Annotated in this window: 16 protein-coding genes and 1 pseudogene; 16 read left to right on the forward strand and 1 reads right to left on the reverse strand. The window is 69.2% G+C overall.

Features of this window, described 5'->3' with window-relative positions; translation table 11 throughout:
- Positions 1-52: 52 nt before the first annotated feature.
- Positions 53-970, reverse strand: a complete 918-nt coding sequence (locus ACFVBH_RS35030) for a hypothetical protein (RefSeq protein WP_379008397.1) — start codon at positions 968-970, stop codon at positions 53-55.
- A 305-nt stretch (positions 971-1,275) separates the two neighbouring features.
- Here ACFVBH_RS35030 and ftsH point away from each other — a divergent pair, with 305 nt between their 5' ends.
- From ftsH to ACFVBH_RS35110, 16 genes and pseudogenes are all read left to right on the forward strand, one after another.
- Positions 1,276-3,675 carry an ATP-dependent zinc metalloprotease FtsH gene (gene ftsH, locus ACFVBH_RS35035; RefSeq protein ID WP_379008399.1) on the forward strand — a complete coding sequence of 800 codons (2,400 nt, stop codon included), beginning with the start codon at positions 1,276-1,278 and terminating at the stop codon, positions 3,673-3,675.
- Between the two features lie 287 nt (positions 3,676-3,962).
- On the forward strand, positions 3,963-4,583 hold the full coding sequence (gene folE / locus ACFVBH_RS35040) for a GTP cyclohydrolase I FolE (RefSeq protein ID WP_354988245.1): 621 nt from the start codon (positions 3,963-3,965) through the stop codon (positions 4,581-4,583).
- Positions 4,584-5,332: 749 nt separating this feature from the next.
- Positions 5,333-6,130: pseudogene (gene folP / locus ACFVBH_RS35045) on the forward strand (dihydropteroate synthase); the annotation flags it as partial.
- Between the two features lie 158 nt (positions 6,131-6,288).
- A complete protein-coding gene (folB, locus tag ACFVBH_RS35050) occupies positions 6,289-6,663 on the forward strand; it encodes a dihydroneopterin aldolase (RefSeq protein WP_379008402.1) in 375 nt (124 codons plus the stop codon).
- Positions 6,664-6,666: 3 nt separating this feature from the next.
- Positions 6,667-7,251 (forward strand): 2-amino-4-hydroxy-6-hydroxymethyldihydropteridine diphosphokinase, encoded by a 585-nt coding sequence (gene folK / locus ACFVBH_RS35055; protein WP_379008404.1) that lies wholly within the window; start codon positions 6,667-6,669, stop codon positions 7,249-7,251.
- A complete protein-coding gene (locus tag ACFVBH_RS35060; RefSeq protein ID WP_354988242.1) occupies positions 7,248-7,718 on the forward strand; it encodes a DUF3180 domain-containing protein in 471 nt (156 codons plus the stop codon). Before folK ends, ACFVBH_RS35060 begins: the two co-directional genes overlap by 4 nt.
- Before the next feature lie 138 nt (positions 7,719-7,856).
- Positions 7,857-9,047, forward strand: coding sequence for a DUF6779 domain-containing protein (locus tag ACFVBH_RS35065; protein WP_379008406.1), 1,191 nt, complete (start codon positions 7,857-7,859; stop codon positions 9,045-9,047).
- Between the two features lie 105 nt (positions 9,048-9,152).
- Complete coding sequence (locus tag ACFVBH_RS35070; protein ID WP_379008408.1) at positions 9,153-10,103, forward strand: Rossmann-like and DUF2520 domain-containing protein; 951 nt, start codon at positions 9,153-9,155, stop codon at positions 10,101-10,103.
- Complete coding sequence (gene panC / locus ACFVBH_RS35075) at positions 10,103-11,029, forward strand: pantoate--beta-alanine ligase (protein WP_354988239.1); 927 nt, start codon at positions 10,103-10,105, stop codon at positions 11,027-11,029. The genes ACFVBH_RS35070 and panC overlap by 1 nt, the downstream gene beginning before the upstream one ends.
- A 13-nt stretch (positions 11,030-11,042) precedes the next feature.
- Positions 11,043-11,465 carry an aspartate 1-decarboxylase gene (panD, locus tag ACFVBH_RS35080; RefSeq protein WP_354988238.1) on the forward strand — a complete coding sequence of 141 codons (423 nt, stop codon included), beginning with the start codon at positions 11,043-11,045 and terminating at the stop codon, positions 11,463-11,465.
- A gap of 117 nt (positions 11,466-11,582) precedes the next feature.
- The gene (locus ACFVBH_RS35085; protein WP_354988237.1) at positions 11,583-12,380 is read left to right on the forward strand and encodes a type III pantothenate kinase; all 798 of its coding nucleotides are present in this window, start codon (positions 11,583-11,585) and stop codon (positions 12,378-12,380) included.
- Positions 12,381-12,649: 269 nt separating this feature from the next.
- Positions 12,650-13,276, forward strand: coding sequence for a cysteine dioxygenase family protein (locus tag ACFVBH_RS35090; RefSeq protein ID WP_354988236.1), 627 nt, complete (start codon positions 12,650-12,652; stop codon positions 13,274-13,276).
- The gene (locus ACFVBH_RS35095) at positions 13,273-13,707 is read left to right on the forward strand and encodes a rhodanese-like domain-containing protein (RefSeq protein WP_354988235.1); all 435 of its coding nucleotides are present in this window, start codon (positions 13,273-13,275) and stop codon (positions 13,705-13,707) included. Before ACFVBH_RS35090 ends, ACFVBH_RS35095 begins: the two co-directional genes overlap by 4 nt.
- A 394-nt stretch (positions 13,708-14,101) precedes the next feature.
- Positions 14,102-15,568, forward strand: a complete 1,467-nt coding sequence (lysS, locus tag ACFVBH_RS35100) for a lysine--tRNA ligase (protein WP_354988268.1) — start codon at positions 14,102-14,104, stop codon at positions 15,566-15,568.
- Positions 15,569-15,685: 117 nt separating this feature from the next.
- Positions 15,686-16,048, forward strand: a complete 363-nt coding sequence (locus ACFVBH_RS35105) for an Lsr2 family protein (RefSeq protein WP_354988234.1) — start codon at positions 15,686-15,688, stop codon at positions 16,046-16,048.
- 198 nt (positions 16,049-16,246) lie between these two features.
- Positions 16,247-16,870 carry an FHA domain-containing protein gene (locus tag ACFVBH_RS35110; protein ID WP_379008414.1) on the forward strand — a complete coding sequence of 208 codons (624 nt, stop codon included), beginning with the start codon at positions 16,247-16,249 and terminating at the stop codon, positions 16,868-16,870.
- Positions 16,871-16,964 lie beyond the last annotated feature (94 nt).

The raw sequence follows: 16,964 nt of genomic DNA on the forward strand, positions 1-16,964 counted from the left end.
TCGCCCGCGCACGCCCCGAGGGTTTGTGCCCCCGGGGCCGGCGCGCGGAAACTCAGTCGGGCAGCGACCGCAGAATTCCGCGCCCGTAGCGCTGGAATTGCGCGTCGTCGACCATTCCCAGCGAATGGCGCTCCACCAGCAACTCCCATTCGGAGTAGAGCTTGGAAACGCCCGGATCGGCGGGACCCGCGGCCCCGTCGGCGGATTCGCGCTGCACCGCGAAATTCAGCGCACCGGTGATGCGCTCGGTGTCCGCGCGATCCGCGCCGGTGAAATACCAGGTCTGATTACCGTCGTTGACCTCGACGCCGTATTCGCCGGGACTGGCCGAATCGTCGGTGCTGCGCGCCCACAGCAGGCACGCCACGGGCAGTTCGTGAGCGAACCGCCGGGTCGCGCCGGTGGACACGAAAATCATCCGGGTGGTCGTGACCGCAAGCAGCCCAGCGCCTTTCGTCGCGGGCGGGCGGCCGGTGACCACGGCCGTCTCCAGCACGTACTCGCCGGGGGTGACGTAGCGGTGCAGAGCGGCGACCGCGGACTTGGCGTCACGCTTGGGCGCCATGCGGCGCACCGCGCGATCCACGTCGGCGCGGACGGGGCCGTTGCGGCCCCAGGAGGGAGTGGGCGGAACCAGATCGGGGGCGGCCACGTCGAGGCGCTGGGTGGCCAGGATCTGATTGTTGATCCGCTCGACGATGACGGTGGCGGGCGGCACGTCGTGTTCGGCGATGAGCACCGGCAGGGGGGTCCGGTCGGCGGGGACGCCGGTCAGGACCGGGGTGGGGTAGCGGAGGTAGATCTCGATCACGACCGCGTCGTCGGCGCGCCGGTTCAACCGCACCTTGAGGAGTTCGCCGACCGGGACGTCGAGGACGAGTTCGCCGTCCGTTCCGGGGCGCAGCACCGTCAGTCGCCCGTTGCCGTGCCGCACTATCGCTGTGGGTGTCCGTAGCTCGACTATGTCCATACCCCCTGCGCTCTGTTGTGTCGTCGCTCACGATAGGACGACCATGCCATGATTGTGACCACTCGGTCCGACACCAGGGGGTGATCGACCCGATGTGTTGCCGCAGATGGTCGGGGAACCACCCGCGTTCTCCAGCCGTTTACGTTTCGAACTGCACTAGCTGCCGAACTGCGCGATGTATCGACTAGACCGTACGCGGTAACGTGGCATGTCCGCATCCGTTCCCTGGAACGGGCGCGCCACGAACGCATCGCAGGCAAACCGGATACACCCCCCGGAAAGGACTGGCCGCCGGCCTACGCTCTATGAACCGCAAGCTTGTGTTCCGCAACCTGGCCATAGTCGCGGGCTTCCTGCTCGTGATCTATCTGGTCAGCTACTTCAGTGACAACACGCGCGGCTGGAAGAGCGTCGACACGTCGGTGGCGCTCTCCCAACTGCAGAACAAGGACAACGTCGACTCGGTTCAGATCGACGATAAAGAGCAGGCGCTGCGCATCACGCTGAAGAACGGCAACGATGCCACCGACGGCCAGAAGAAGATCATCGCCAAGTACCCCGGCGGCGGTGAGAACTCCGCGACCATCTTCAAGGCCGCGCAGGATTCCGGCGCGAAGGTCAACACCTCGGTCAAGCAGGATTCCTGGCTGAGTCAGATTCTGCTCTTCATGCTGCCCATGGTGATTCTGCTGGGCCTGTTCATCTTCGTCATGTCCCGCATGCAGGGCGGCGGGCGCGGCGGAATGATGGGCTTCGGCAAATCCAAGGCCAAGCAGCTGTCCAAGGACATGCCCAAGACCACCTTCGCCGATGTCGCCGGCGCGGATGAGGCAGTCGAAGAGCTGTACGAGATCAAGGACTTCCTGCAGAACCCGTCGCGGTACACCGCGCTGGGCGCCAAGATCCCCAAGGGCGTGCTGCTCTACGGCCCGCCCGGCACCGGCAAGACCCTGCTGGCCCGTGCGGTCGCGGGTGAGGCCGGGGTGCCGTTCTTCACGATCTCGGGCTCGGACTTCGTCGAGATGTTCGTCGGCGTGGGCGCGTCCCGCGTGCGCGACATGTTCGATCAGGCCAAGCAGAACAGCCCCTGCATCATCTTCGTCGACGAGATCGACGCGGTCGGCCGCCAGCGCGGCGCGGGCCTCGGCGGCGGTCATGACGAACGCGAGCAGACGCTGAACCAGCTGCTGGTCGAGATGGACGGCTTCGGCGAGCGCACCAACGTCATCATCATCGCCGCAACCAACCGCCCCGACATCCTGGATCCGGCGCTGCTGCGCCCGGGCCGCTTCGATCGCCAGATCCCGGTCGGCAACCCCGATCTCGCGGGCCGGCGGGCGATCCTGCGCGTGCACGCGGCGGGCAAGCCCATCGCCCCCGACGCCGATCTCGACGGTCTGGCCAAGCGCACGGTCGGCATGTCCGGCGCCGATCTCGCCAACGTCATCAACGAGGCCGCGCTGCTGACCGCCCGTGAGAAGGGCACGCTCATCACCGGCGCCTCGCTCGAGGAATCGGTCGATCGCGTGATCGGCGGCCCGCGCCGCAAGTCGCGCATCATCAGCGAGCACGAGAAGAAGATCACCGCCTACCACGAGGCCGGGCACACCCTGGCCGCGTGGGCGATGCCCGACATCGAGCCCGTCTACAAGGTCACCATCCTGGCCCGCGGCCGCACCGGCGGCCACGCCATGACCGTGCCCGAGGACGACAAGGGCCTGATGACCCGCTCGGAGATGATCGCCCGCCTGGTGTTCGCCATGGGTGGCCGCGCCGCCGAGGAACTGGTGTTCCACGAGCCGACCACGGGCGCGTCCTCCGACATCGACCAGGCCACCAAGACCGCGCGCGCCATGGTCACCGAGTACGGCATGAGCGCCCGCCTCGGCGCGGTGCGCTACGGCCAGGAACAGGGCGATCCGTTCCTGGGCCGGTCCATGGGCAACGGCTCGGACTACTCGCACGAGGTCGCCCGCGAGATCGACGAGGAGGTGCGCAACCTCATCGAGGCCGCGCACACCGAGGCGTGGTCGGTCCTCAACGAGTACCGCGACGAGCTCGACGCCCTCGCCACCGCCCTGCTCGAACGCGAGACCCTGCACCGCAAGGATCTCGAGGAAGTGCTCGGCACCGTCGAAAAGCGCCCGCGCATCACGGCTTTCAACGATTTCGGCGGCCGCGTGCCGTCCGATCGCCCGCCGGTGAAGACCCCGCGCGAACTGGCCGCCGAACGTGGCGAGCCGTTCCCGGAGGAGCCGGTGCACGTGATCCCGCCCGCCAACGGCTACCCGGATCCGGCGTACGGCCAGCCCGGCCAGCCGCAGCCGCAGTACGGCTACCCGGCCCCGGCCGGTTACCCCGCACCGCAGCCGGCCTATCCGGGACGCGGCGGCACGCACGGCTCGCGTCCGGACTACGGCGCTCCGGCCGGCTGGTCCGCCCCCGGCTGGCCGCCGCAGGAGGATCCGCAGCAGCCGCCGGCCCGCCCCGGCTACGGCGGCTGGGCACGCGCGGGTAACCAGCGCTACCAGCCCGGCCAGCAGCCGGAATACGGGCAGCAGCCGTACGGGCAGCAGCCGGAATACGGCCGCCAGCCCGCACCTCAGGGCTACCCGCAGCCGGATCAGCACACCGGGCAGCAGCCCGAAGGGCCCGCCGACGAGGCCGGCAACGAGTGGGACGGCGGACCGAACGGCCGTCGCTGATCACGGCCCGGATAGGCTCATGGGGTTCGCGGCCCGGCAGGATCGGGCCCGGTCCGGAGGGTGAGACCATTCGCCGGGCGAACGCGCGGCGCGCGGGCGGGTGCACCACCCGTTCTCGGCGTGGCGGGTGTCGTCCGGCGTGGCGCACACCGTTGACGCGGAGTGCGCCGCCGCGCGGTACGCGGGAATGGTTCGCAGCCTCCGGAGGTTGGGCCGACCTGGAATATCAGCAGTCGGCGAAAGCCGCGCCCCGCCAGGTGCGGCAGCTTCAATACAGGAGGTGTCGAATGACGACCAACAACACCGTCGTCTCCGGCCCGATCGCGCTCGATACCGGTCGGCCGTTCGACCAGGCGCGCGCCGAGGCCGCAGTACGTGAACTGCTGCTCGCCGTCGGCGAGAACCCGGATCGTCCCGGGCTCGCCGACACCCCGGCCCGCGTGGCACGCGCCTACCGGGAGATGTTCGCCGGGCTCTACACCGAGCCGGACGCGGTGCTCAACACCACGTTCGACGAGGGGCATCAGGAACTGGTGCTGGTCCGCGACATTCCGATGTACTCCACCTGTGAACACCACCTGGTGTCCTTCCACGGTGTCGCGCACGTCGGCTACATCCCCGGCGCGCACGGCCGGGTGACCGGACTGTCCAAGCTGGCCCGCCTGGTCGATCTGTACGCCAAGCGCCCGCAGGTGCAGGAGCGCCTCACCAGTCAGATCGCCGACGCCGTCATGCGCAAGCTGGATCCGCGCGGCGCGATCGTCGTGGTCGAGGCCGAGCACCTGTGCATGGCCATGCGCGGCATCCGCAAACCCGGCGCGAGCACCACCACCTCGGCGGTGCGCGGCCTGTTGCAGACCAACGCGGCCTCGCGCTCCGAGGCCCTGGACCTCATTCTGCGCAAGTGAGTCCGATGGCCATCTCCGACGCGTTCACCGCTCATCTCGTTCCCGGACCGGATGACGCGCAGGACGCGAACGGGGGAGCGCGCGGCGACGCGGCCGACGGTCGCGCGCCGTCCGCATCCGAGCGCGCGGTGCGAGCTGCCGACCGCCTCGCTGCCGAATCACGTGACCCCGCAGCCGCTCTCGGTGCCGACGCGGAGAACGCGAACGGGGGAGCGCGCGGCGACGCGGCGGACGGTCGCGCGCCGTCCGCATCCGAGCGCGCGGTGCGAGCTGCCGACCGCTTCGCTGCCGAATCACGTGACCCCGCAGCCGCTCTCGGTGCCGACGCGGAGAACGCGAACGGGGGAGCGCGCGGCGACGCGGCCCACGGGCATGCGCCGGCCTCACCCGCCGGTGCGGTGGCATCCGGCGACCAGCGCGCCGCCGAATCGATCGGCCCCGTCGCTGCTTTCGGCGACGATATGCCCGCCGGATCCGGTGCCGTGCCCGCCGGACTCGGCGAAGTGTCTTCCGCGACGCCCGAACTCGGCGCACGAACTGCCGCCGCCGGTGGCGAGTACCGGATCGACCACGGGAAACGAGCCACTCGTGGCGCGGTAGCCGGACCCGGCGAATCGGCGACCGGCGAGCGCTTCGATGGCGGGCGGGGCACCGATGTCGTCGCGCGGGCGGCCACCGGTTCGGGTGGTTCGGCGCACGCCGCGAGCGCCATCGGGATCGCTCCGCGCGCGGGCCGCTCCTGCGTGGTGATGGGCATCGTCAACGTCACCGTCGACTCGTTCTCCGACGGCGGCCGCTATCTGGATGTGGACGCCGCCGTGGCCCACGGCCTGCGGCTGTACGAACAGGGCGCGGACATCGTCGACGTCGGTGGCGAGTCGACCCGGCCCGGCGCGACCCGCGTCGATCCGGCGACCGAGGCCGAGCGGGTTGTGCCGGTCATCCGCGAGCTGGTCGCGCTCGGCGTGCCGACCAGTGTGGACACCATGCGCGCCCGGGTGGCCGAGGCCGCGGTCGCGGCCGGCGCGGTGGTGGTGAACGACGTCTCCGGTGGCCGGGCCGATGCCGATATGGCGAAAGTCGTTGCCGCGGCCGGTGTCCCGTGGATTCTCATGCATTGGCGCGCGGCCGCGGACTACCGGCACACCGGCGCCGCCGACTCCTACGGCTCGGTGGTCGCCGAGGTGCTCGGGGAACTGCGCGTGCAGGCGGATCTGGCGGTGGCGGCCGGGGTCGACCCGGCGCGACTGGTGCTGGATCCGGGGTTGGGTTTCGCCAAGAACGCGGACCACAATTGGGAATTGCTCGGCGCGCTACCGCGATTCGTGGACACCGGCCTGCCGGTGCTGGTCGGGGCGTCGCGCAAGCGTTTCCTGGGATCGCTACTGGGCGAAGCGGATACCCCGCGCCCGCCCGACGGCCGCGAGGTCGCGACCGCCACCATCTCGGCGCTGGCCGCCGAACACGGGGCCTGGGGGGTGCGGGTGCACGATGTGCGCGCCTCGCTCGACGCCATCGCGGTCAACGACGCATGGCGCGCCGCTGCCCGGCGGCTGGCCGGGGCCGGGCAGCGCGGCGATCGGGCCGGTCACTATTCGGCCGGCCACGCTCCGGCCTCGGATGCGGCCGGAGTGCGTGCGCCCGGCATCGCGGCCCGGCGCGCGGACGGCACGGACTCGAACCGTTGGACCTGGGGGGAAGAGCGTTGAGCACCGATCGCATCGAGTTGCGCGGGCTGCGCGTGTTCGGCCATCACGGCGTCTTCGACTTCGAGAAGCGCGACGGCCAGGAATTCGTCGTGGACCTGACGCTGTGGACCGATTTCACCGCCGCCGCGAAGTCCGACGACATCGCGGACACGGTGCACTACGGCGAGCTCGCCGACCTCGCGGTGCGCGTGGTCGGTGGCCCGCCGCGCGATCTCATCGAGACCGTTGCCGCCGAACTCGCCGACGCGGTACTGGCCGATCCGCGGATCAGCGCCGTGGAAGTGGTGCTGCACAAGCCTTCCGCGCCGATCCCGCACGCGTTCTCCGATGTCCGCGTCGTCACCTCGCGCCGTCGTGAATCGGCGGCGTAGCCGATGACCCGGGTCGTGCTGTCCATCGGTTCCAATCTCGGCGATCGGCTTGAGCATCTGCGCGGGGTGGTGCGGGCCCTGGGACCGCGGCTGATCGCGGTGTCCTCGGTGTACTCGACGCCGCCGTGGGGCGGTGTGCCGCAACAGGATTACCTGAACGCCGTGCTGGTGGCGCGGGATCCGGAGCTCGAGCCGAGCGATTGGCTGCACCTGGGCCAGGATCTGGAGCGGGCAGCCGACCGGGTGCGTGAGGTGCGCTGGGGCGCACGGACTCTCGACGTGGACATCGTATGGGCCGCGCAGTCGCGCGGCGCGGGCGAAACCGTCTGCCGCAGTGCCGATCCCACCCTGACACTGCCGCATCCGCAGGCGCACAACCGCGCCTTCGTGCTGACGCCGTGGGCCGAGGTGGAGCCCGGGGCGACCCTCGAGGTGATCGCGGGCGCACCGCGCCCGATACGTGAGCTGTTGACCGAATTGAGCGCGGACGAGGTGCGGGGCGTGCGACGGACGGAATTGTCACTCGGCTGGGAGCCGGCGAACCGCGGCTGGGAGCCGGTAAACCGCGGCTGGGAGCCGATGCGGTGAGGCCGACCCGCGTTCTGGATCTGTGCGCGAATCTGCTGCTGGCGGCGGTCGTGGCCTGGGTGGTCACCAATATCGCGTATTCGAGCTTTCCGCCGATCTCGGTGTTCTCCGGCGCCTCGCTGCTGCCGGTGGCGGTGCTGGAACTGGTGCTGGCCTTCGTGATTCGCGCGCGCATGGAGAACCGGGGGATCGGTTCGGGCGGCCGTCAGCTGCATCCCATCACGGTGGCGCGCGCGGTGGCGCTGGCGAAGGCGTCGGTGCAGGTGGGTTCGCTGGTGGGCGGTATCTGGCTGGGTTTCCTGATCTGGCTGCTGCCCGAGCGGTCGGAGCTGCGCGCGGCCGCCTCGGACACCCCGGGCGCGGTGGTCGGGCTGCTGGCCGGGTTGGCGCTGGTGGCCGCGGCGCTGTGGCTGGAATATTGCTGCCGGGCGCCGATCGATCCGCCCGATGAAGCGGCTACTTCCTAGCTAACTTATTGACAATGATCATCGGCAAGGTTGGACCCGGAGTCGGTACTACCCGCTACGCTGGCTGACATGGTTTCACCCTCCCGTAGCACTGCTTCCCGTCGTCGGCGGGTCGACGCGGGAAAATTCTTCACCGGCGTGCTTCTCCTCCTCGGACTGGTTGCCAGTGTTTTCCTGGTCTTCAGCGACAATGTCCATATGGTCCGGGTGGGCTTGGTCGCGGCGCTCTGGGCGGCCGCGATCGGAGCCCTGGCCGCGACCCGTTACCGCAGGGAATCGGCGGTGGACAAGGCCAAAGTAGGTGACCTGCAGAAGGTCTACCACCTCCAGCTCGAGCGGGAGGTTGCCGCCCGCCGCGAATACGAGCTCGGCGTCGAGTCCCGGGTCCGCAAAGAGGTCGGCGCGGACGCCGAGGAGATGGCCGCGCTGCGCGGTGAACTGGCGGTTCTGCGCGAGAGCCTGCAGCGCCTGTTCGACGGCGATCTGCCCCAGGAACGGGTCGCCCTGCGGGCCGACGCGGTCCGAGTGCAGGAATTGCCCAGCAGCGGCGCCGAATCGCGTGACGCGACGGCGAACGGTAGCTGGCAGAACACCGACTCCTGGGACCCGTGGTCCCAGCCGGAGCTGCCCGAGCCGTCCGAGCCCGATCCGCGCAGCCTGGTCACGCCGATCTTCCACGACGATCATCCCGAGCCGCCGGCCTTCGCGAGCCCCTACGACGACCCGGTGACCGCGGAGACCTCCATCGTCACCGAGAGCGTCGATCAGCTCGACATCGACCGGATCATGGCCGCGGCCATGAAGTCCAAGCCGGGCGAGCAGCCGCGCTTCTTCGACGTGCCGGTCGGCCTCGACGAGCTCGACGACGAGATGAACGAGTTCGAACAGGACATGACCTTCGGCACCGCGCGGACCTCCGGGGTGGCGGCCGCTGCCGCCGCGGCGGTCGCCGCCGTGGAGGCCAAGAGCGCGGCCGAGGCCGCGAGCGCCGCGGAGGCGAAGGCCGCCGCGGACGCGAAGAGCGCCGCCGACGCCGCACTCGCCGCCGAGGCGCGCGAGGCCGAACAGGTCGAAGCCGCCCTGGCCGCGGCGGGCCCGCAGCCCCTCGACAAGCCCTTCGCGGACAAGTCCTTCGGCGCGGAGCCGGGATCCGACGCGCCCGCGCCCGCGACCCCGCGCCTGATGCCCGAGCCGACCACGGCCCCGGCCATGGGCACCGCCAGTGCCCGGCGTCGCCGCCGGTCGGACGAGGACACCGATCCCGAGTCGGGCCGGCGGTTGTCGGTGGCCGAGATCATGGCGAACCTGCGATCCGAGGGCGACCTGTAAGACATCCCACAGTCGGTGGCCCCGCGGAATCGGGGCCGATATTCTCGGGCCGTAACGTCTGGTACCCGCGGGAGCGGGACTGGAACGAACTTCGAGAGGACAAGGGTGACCTCGGACGAGGATGTCTGTGGAACCGATCTTGCGCCTGCACGACTGACGGTGGGAATCGTCTCGGCGGGACGCGTCGGCTCCGCTCTGGGTGTGGCACTCGAACGTGCCGGTCATGTGGTTTTCGGGGTGTCCGCGATTTCGGACGCCTCGCTGCGCCGGGCCGCCACGCGACTGCCGGATTCGCAGGTGCTGCCCGCGGCCGAGGTCGCGGCGCGCAGCGAACTGCTGATCCTGGCGGTGCCGGACAGCGAATTGGCCGGGCTGGTGGCGGGTTTGGCGGCGGCGAAAGCCGTGCGGCCCGGCGCGATCGTGGCGCACACCTCCGGCGCGAACGGCATCGGAATTCTGGCCCCGCTCACCGAACTGGGCGCGCTGCCGCTGGCCATCCATCCCGCCATGACCTTCACCGGCCACGACGAGGATGTCGCCCGGCTGGCCAACGCCTGTTTCGGTGTGACCGCCGGTGACGAGATCGGTTACGCCATCGCGCAATCGCTCGTCATCGAAATGGGCGGTGAGCCGGTGCGGGTGGCCGAGGAGAACCGCACGCTCTATCACGCCGCGCTGGCGCACGGCAGTAATCACCTGGTGACGCTCATCGTCGACGCGGTGGCCGCGCTGCGGTCCGCGCTCGCGGGGCCCGGCCTGCTGGGCCAGCAGGCGGTGGACGATCAGCCCAACGGGCTTGCCGAGCGAATGCTGGCTCCGCTCGCCTCGGCCGCGCTCGACAACGCGCTGCGCCGCGGCCAGGCCGCGCTGACCGGTCCGGTGGCGCGCGGTGACGTGGCCGCGGTGGCCGCGCACCTGTCGGCCCTGGAGTCGGTGGATCCGCGGATCGCCGCCGGATATCGCGCGATGTCCCTGCGCACGGCCGAGCGGGCCGCCACCAACCCCGCGCTGCTGGAGCTGCTCGGATCCGATCTGCCGAAAGAAGGAAACCGCTGATGGACCCGAAACTGCGTGGCACCTACAAGCGCGGCGAGCTGACCGTGCTGCACGATCCGGCGATCGTGAACTCGGTTGCCAAGGCTTTGCGTCAGGTCGGCCGCACGGTCGCGCTCGTCCCGACGATGGGCGCGCTGCACGAGGGGCACCTGGAACTGGTGCGGCAGGCCAAGCGGACCAACCAGGTCGTCATCGTGTCGATCTTCGTGAACCCCTTGCAGTTCGGGGCCGGTGAGGACCTGGACAAGTATCCGCGCACCCTGGACGCCGACGTCGAGCTGTTGCGCGCCGAGGGCGTGGAACTGGTCTTCGCGCCCAGCGCCGCGCAGATGTACCCGGACGGCCCGCGCACCACCGTGCACCCCGGCCCGATCGGCGACGAACTCGAAGGCGCGGTCCGCCCCGGGCATTTCGCGGGCATGCTGACCGTGGTCGCCAAGCTCTTCCAGATCTGCCGCCCGCACCAGGCGTTCTTCGGCGAGAAGGACTACCAGCAGCTGGCGCTCATCCGGCAGATGGTGCGCGACCTGAACTTCGATCTGAAGATCGTCGCGGTGCCGACCGTGCGTGAGCCGGACGGCCTGGCGCTGTCCTCGCGCAACCGCTTCCTCGACGCCGAGCAGCGCGAACTGGCGACCACGCTGTCCGCCGCGCTCGCGGCCGGCCGGCACTCCTCGGGCCTGGGCGCGGACGCGGTGCTGGCCGCGGCGCGCGCCGTGCTCGACACCGCGCCCGGCATCGAGGTCGACTACCTGGCGCTGCGCGGTTCCGATCTCGGCGAGGTGCAGGCCAGCGGCAACGCCCGGCTGCTCGTCGCGGCCCGGGTCGGCGGCACCCGCCTGCTCGACAACCTTCCCATCAGCCTCGGTACCCCGATCGACGGCAATCCGACCACACCCCACCTGTCCGACCGGGCAACCGTTTAAGGAGGCGACGACGATGTTGCGCACCATGATGAAGTCGAAGATCCACCGCGCGACGGTGACCCACGCGGACCTGCACTACGTGGGTTCGGTGACGGTCGATCAGGATCTGCTCGACGCCGCCGATCTGCTCGAGGGCGAGCAGGTCTGCATCGTCGACATCACCAACGGCGCCCGCCTGGAGACCTACATCATCGCGGGTGAGCGTGGTTCGGGAGTCATCGGAATCAACGGCGCCGCAGCGCATCTGGTGAACCCGGGCGACCTGGTGATCCTGATCGCCTACGCCATGATGGATGCCGAGGAGCTGAAGAGCTACGCCCCGCGCGTGGTCTTCGTCGACGATCGCAACCGCCAGGTCGAGCTGGGCTCGGATCCGGCGCACGCGCCCGAGGGCTCGGATCTGATCTCACCCCGTTCGCTGACGTTCGCGCACTGAAGCGCTGACGTTCGTGCACTGAGCGGGGCGCGGACCGGTCTCGTACGGCCGGTTCGCCGGGGCGATAGCGGAGCGTGACCGCGCGGGCGCTCCGTTCATGCGAAGGAAGGATCAGCGATGCTGCTGACCATCGATGTCCGCAACACCAGTATCGAGCTCGGCCTGTTCTCCGGCAGCGGCGAACACGCGAAACTGGTGCGGCACTGGCGAATGCACACCAATCCGTTGCTGACCGCGGATGAGTTCGCGCTGCAGGTGCGCGGGCTCATCGGCGCCGATGCCGAGCAGGTGGTGGGCGTCGCGGCGCTGTCGACGGTGCCGCCGGTGCTGCGCGAGTTGCGCGAGATGCTGAACCGCTACTGGGGTCACGTGCCGCACGTGGTGGTGGAACCCGGTGTGCGCACCGGGATTCCGCTGCTGGTCGACAATCCCAAGGAGGTCGGCGCGGACCGCATCGTGAACTGCCTGGCCGCCTATCACCGCTTCCAAAGTCCTTCCATCGTGGTCGATTTCGGCACCGCGATCTGTGTGGACCTGGTCTCGGCCAAGGGTGAGTTCCTGGGCGGGGTGATCGCGCCCGGGGTGGAGATCTCGACCGAGGCACTGGTGGAGCGCAGCGCGCTGCGCCGCACGGAATTGGCGCGCCCGCGGTCGGTGGTCGGCAAGAACAGCATGGAGTGCATGCAGTCCGGCGCGATCTTCGGTTTCGCCGGCCTGGTCGACGGGCTGATCGATCGCATTCGCGACGAGTTCGACGCGTTCTCCGGCGCCGAGGTGGCCGTCGTGGCGACCGGCGCGAGCGCCCCGCTGATCGTCCCGGAATCGGAGACCATCGACCATCACGAGCCGCATCTGACCCTGGACGGGCTGCGGCTGGTGTACGAGCGCAATCAGCAGCGCCGCACCCCGAGATGACCGGGGCGCCGGACTCCGAGGTGAACGGTGATTCGCACCCGCGCGGTGGGTGTGCGGTCGCCGGGCCGGCCCCGGCAGATGTCAGACCAGCCGGTTTGTGACCTAGTCGATCCCGGCGGGGCTGTTGCTTCGCCGGGAGCGTTTGCTAAGCTCGCCCTCGTGTCCATCCGTGTGAGCGCCCAGGAGTGTTGTCGAGGCTGATTGCCTCGATTTTGTCGAGGCCGCGTTTTTAGCCCTCGACCGTAAACACACTCTTTGGAGTTTCGCTCATGCGATCTTCTGTCCTTTCCCTTGCCAAGGCTGTGACCGAGTCCGCGCACGCGGCCGTGTCCGAGCCGCTGCCCGCCGAGATCACCGAGCGGGCCACCGCCTCCGCCCTGCCCACCCGGTTGCGCCCGGCCGATCTGCTGCGCCTGACCGATGAGGGCGCCGAGGACGTGCTGCTCGGCCGCTACGATCACCTGCTCCCCGCCGACGGCCTCTGGCCCGCCGAGAAGCGCTGGGCCGTAAGGCTTTACGCGGACGACGAGGTGGACGTCTGGTTGATCAGCTGGGTCGCGGATCAGTACACCGAACTGCACGATCACGCCGGCTCGCTGGGCGCGCTGACCGTGCTGTCCGGCGCGCTGTCCGAATACCGCTGGAACGGTAAGGAATTGCGGCCCCGGACCCTGGTGGCCGGTGACCAGGCCTCCTTCCCGCTGGGCTGGGTGCACGACGTGGTGCGTGCCCCGGACGCGGCCGCCGGCATCGCCGGACCGCTGGATCCCACCCTGAGCGTGCATGCCTACTCACCGCCGCTGACGGCCATGTCCTACTACGAGGTCACCGGCCACGGCACCCTGCGGCGCACCCGTTCCGTCCTCACCGACCAGCCCGAAGGCGAACTCGAATGACCCACTTGACGATCGACGGCATGCTCGCCCAGGCCCGCGCGGGCCTGAGCCGCCTCTACCCGATCGAACTGCCGCAGGCCCTGGCCCGCGGCGCGATTCTGGTGGATATCCGGCCGCAGGCCCAGCGCCTGCGCGAAGGCACCCTGCCGGGCGCCCTGGTGATCGAGCGCAATGTGCTGGAGTGGCGGCTCGACCCGTCCAGCAGCGCCCGCCTGGCCCTGGCGACCGACCATGACGTGGAGTGGGTCATCGCCTGCTCCGAGGGCTACACCTCCAGCCTGGCCGCGTCGTCGCTGCAGCAGCTGGGCCTGCGCCGCGCCACCGACCTGGTCGGCGGCTACCAGGCGCTCAAGGCCGCGGGGCTGCTGACCGTGGCCGCGACCACCGCCCCGCATTTTCAGCGCGAGGTCGCCACGCTCGCCTGGTTGTGACGGCGGGGCCCGAGATCGCGCGGGCGGCCTGTTTCACGGTGCGGGAGCGACTTTTGTTTCCGAGTCGGCGGTCCGCGCCATAGGCGTTCGACGCGTATTGCCGATTATTTGCGGTCCCGTTCCCGGGAAATGCTGTGGTGGGGCCGGACGGCTCGCGCGGCGCCCGGAATTCGGCGCTGCCCGGACGTGGGTCGCGGGCGCGGGCGAGCGGCGCTTTTTCGCCGGTGCGGGGGCGTCACCGCTCTCGACCGGGCGCTGAGTATTCGGGTGGACGAGGCAGCTAGGCTAGACATCCGTGAGCACCCCCACCTCCTCTTCTTCCGCTGAAACCAAGTCCGCCGCCGGTCAGAAGGCTGCCGCAGCCCCTGTCGTGGAACAGGACGTCCCGGAGCAGATGCGGATTCGCCGAGAGAAGCGGGAGCGTTTGCTGGCCGAGGGGCGCGAGGCCTACCCGGTCATCGTCGAGCGCACCCACGGCCTCGCCGAAATCCGGGCCGCCTACCCGGATTTGGCCCCGGACACCCAGACCGGCCTCGTCGCCGGCGTCGCGGGCCGGGTCATCTTCCTGCGCAACACCGGCAAGCTCTGCTTCGCCACCCTGCAGGAGGGCGACGGCACCAAGCTGCAGGCCATGATCAGCCTGAACGGCGTCGGCGCGGAGTCGCTGGCCGCCTGGAAGGCCGACGTGGACCTGGGCGATTTCGTGTTCGTGCACGGTGAGGTGATCTCCTCGCGCACCGGCGAATTGAGCGTGATGGCCGATGCGTGGGAGATGGCGGCCAAGTCGCTGCGCCCGCTGCCGGTGGCGCACAAGGAGATGAACGAGGAGTCCCGGGTGCGCCAGCGCTACGTGGACCTCATCGTGCGCCCGGAGGCCCGGGAGATGGCCCGCACCCGCGTCGCCGCGGTGCGTGCGCTGCGAGATGCCTTGGAGCGCAGGGGTTTCCTCGAGGTCGAGACCCCGATGCTGCAGACCATCCACGGCGGTGCGGCGGCCCGGCCGTTCGTCACCCACTCCAACGCGCTCGATCTGGAGCTGTTCCTGCGCATCGCGCCGGAGCTGTTCCTCAAGCGCTGCGTGGTCGGCGGTATCGAGAAGGTCTTCGAGATCAACCGGAACTTCCGCAACGAGGGCGCGGACTCCACGCATTCCCCGGAGTTCGCAATGCTGGAAACCTACGAGGCGTACGGCACCTACGACGATTCCGCGAAGATGATGCGTGAATTGATCCAGGAAGTCGCTCAGGCGGTCTACGGAACGCTGGTGGTCACGCTCGCCGATGGCACCGAATACGATCTGTCGGGCGAGTGGACGACCGTCGAGATGTACCCGTCGCTGTCCGAGTCGATCGGTGTCGAGGTCACGCCGGAAACGTCGGTGGCGGAATTGCTGGAGCTCGCCGATCGCGTAGGTCTGGAAATTCCGCAGGACAAGGGCTACGGTCACGGGAAACTGGTCGAGGAACTGTGGGAGCACGTGTACGGCGACAAGCTGTACGCGCCGACTTTCGTTCGCGACTTCCCGGTGGAGACCTCGCCGCTGACGCGTCAGCATCGGAGCAAGCCCGGGGTTACCGAGAAGTGGGACCTGTACGTGCGCGGCTTCGAACTCGCCACCGGATATTCCGAACTCGTGGATCCGGTCATCCAGCGGGAGCGCTTCGAAGATCAGGCGCGTTTGGCCGCCGCGGGCGATGACGAGGCCATGCGCCTGGACGAGGACTTCTTGGCCGCGATGGAGCATGGTATGCCGCCGACGACCGGAACCGGTATGGGAATCGACCGGTTGCTGATGGCCCTGACTGGCTTGGGAATCCGAGAAACGATACTCTTTCCAATTGTGCGTCCGGCTGCTCGTTGAGTTCGCTGGATTGCATTGTCGGTGCCCGTTCTGGGACTATCGAATTCAGCGGTATTCTGGCTCTGGGTAATCGGCCTAACTATGCGGGTCGCACGATTTCGAGAGGACGTTCATCTCATGGCAAAGAAGGTCACCGTTAGCCTGATCGACGATGTCGACGGTGAGTCCATCGCGGACGAGACCATCGAGTTCGCTATCGATGGCGTCTCGTACGAGATCGACCTGTCGACGGCGAATGCGGCCAAGCTGCGGGACGGTTTGGAAGTCTGGGTTTCCAACGCGCGTCGCGTGAGCGGCCGCCGCCGCACCAAGGTCGCGGCCGCCGCGGCCACGGGTCCGAAGAGCCGGGTCTCGATCGATCGCGAACAAAGCGCGGCGATTCGTGAATGGGCGCGCCGGAATGGACACAAGGTGTCGGCGCGCGGTCGTATCTCCGCGGACATCACGGAGGCTTACAACAAGGCCGCGTCGAAGAACTAGTTGTCTTTACGACTGCCGCTCGGGTGATTCGTGCGAGCCCGGGCGGCAGTGGTTTATTCATACGCTTTGCGTATAACTCGGTGGGGCGGGTTCTGCCCATATACCGGGTGCGATCTTGCTCGTGCCGAGGCGGCACGGCACCATTGAACCTGTGCGGACGATGTCACTGGCTGGATGTAGAGACGAGGTATCGGCGCAGTGACCGCATTCCACGGTTCATTCCTGCGGGTCAAGGATCAAGAGGGTCGTCAGCACGAGCTGATGCTGACCCCTGACCAGCCCCGCATCACGATCGGCCGCTCCCCGCAGGCCGATCTCTCGCTGTCCTGGGACGTGGAGGTCTCGCGCCTGCACGCCACCGCCGAATACCTGAGCGCGCACTGGACCATCGTGGACGACGGCCTCTCGCGCAACGGCACCTTCGTCAACGGCGTGCGCCTGGTCGGCCGGCATCGGCTGCAGCCCGGCGATGTGATCCGCATGGGCACCTCGCGCGTGACCTTCCACGATTTCTCCGGCGCCGCAGGCGATATCACCCAGACCTCCACCGGCGGCCTGCCCACGCTGCGCTCGCTGACCGAGACCCAGCGCTCGGTGCTGGTGGCCCTGTGCCGCCCGCTGCGCGGCAACGACGGCTTCGCCTCGCCCGCGTCCAATCAACAGATCGCCGCCGAGCTGTTCCTCAGCGTGGACGCCATCAAGACGCATCTGCGGGCGCTGTTCGCCAAGTTCGGCGTGGAGGATCTGCCGCAGAACGCCAAGCGCGTGCGCCTGGCCAATCTGGCCCTGCAGAGCGGCATCATCTCCGAACGCGATTTGTGATGCGCGCCCGCGCGGCGTCCTGACGCGTGAGACGACCGCGGATGTTGCCGAGCGTCTCGGCGATGGAATGCGGGGTCCGTCCCGGTGTTGACTA

The sequence above is a fragment of the Nocardia sp. NPDC057668 genome (assembly GCF_042799795.1).
Classification (GTDB): Bacteria; Actinomycetota; Actinomycetes; order Mycobacteriales; family Mycobacteriaceae; genus Nocardia.

Coding starts and splice junctions, on each gene's coding strand:
- ACFVBH_RS35030 (WP_379008397.1), bottom strand. CDS start 970: ATGGACATAGTCGAGCTACGGACACCCACAGCGATAGTGCGGCACGGC.
- ftsH (WP_379008399.1), top strand. CDS start 1,276: ATGAACCGCAAGCTTGTGTTCCGCAACCTGGCCATAGTCGCGGGCTTC.
- folE (WP_354988245.1), top strand. CDS start 3,963: ATGACGACCAACAACACCGTCGTCTCCGGCCCGATCGCGCTCGATACC.
- folK (WP_379008404.1), top strand. CDS start 6,667: ATGACCCGGGTCGTGCTGTCCATCGGTTCCAATCTCGGCGATCGGCTT.
- panC (WP_354988239.1), top strand. CDS start 10,103: ATGGACCCGAAACTGCGTGGCACCTACAAGCGCGGCGAGCTGACCGTG.
- panD (WP_354988238.1), top strand. CDS start 11,043: ATGTTGCGCACCATGATGAAGTCGAAGATCCACCGCGCGACGGTGACC.
- ACFVBH_RS35085 (WP_354988237.1), top strand. CDS start 11,583: ATGCTGCTGACCATCGATGTCCGCAACACCAGTATCGAGCTCGGCCTG.
- ACFVBH_RS35090 (WP_354988236.1), top strand. CDS start 12,650: ATGCGATCTTCTGTCCTTTCCCTTGCCAAGGCTGTGACCGAGTCCGCG.
- ACFVBH_RS35095 (WP_354988235.1), top strand. CDS start 13,273: ATGACCCACTTGACGATCGACGGCATGCTCGCCCAGGCCCGCGCGGGC.
- lysS (WP_354988268.1), top strand. CDS start 14,102: ATGCGGATTCGCCGAGAGAAGCGGGAGCGTTTGCTGGCCGAGGGGCGC.
- ACFVBH_RS35105 (WP_354988234.1), top strand. CDS start 15,686: ATGGCAAAGAAGGTCACCGTTAGCCTGATCGACGATGTCGACGGTGAG.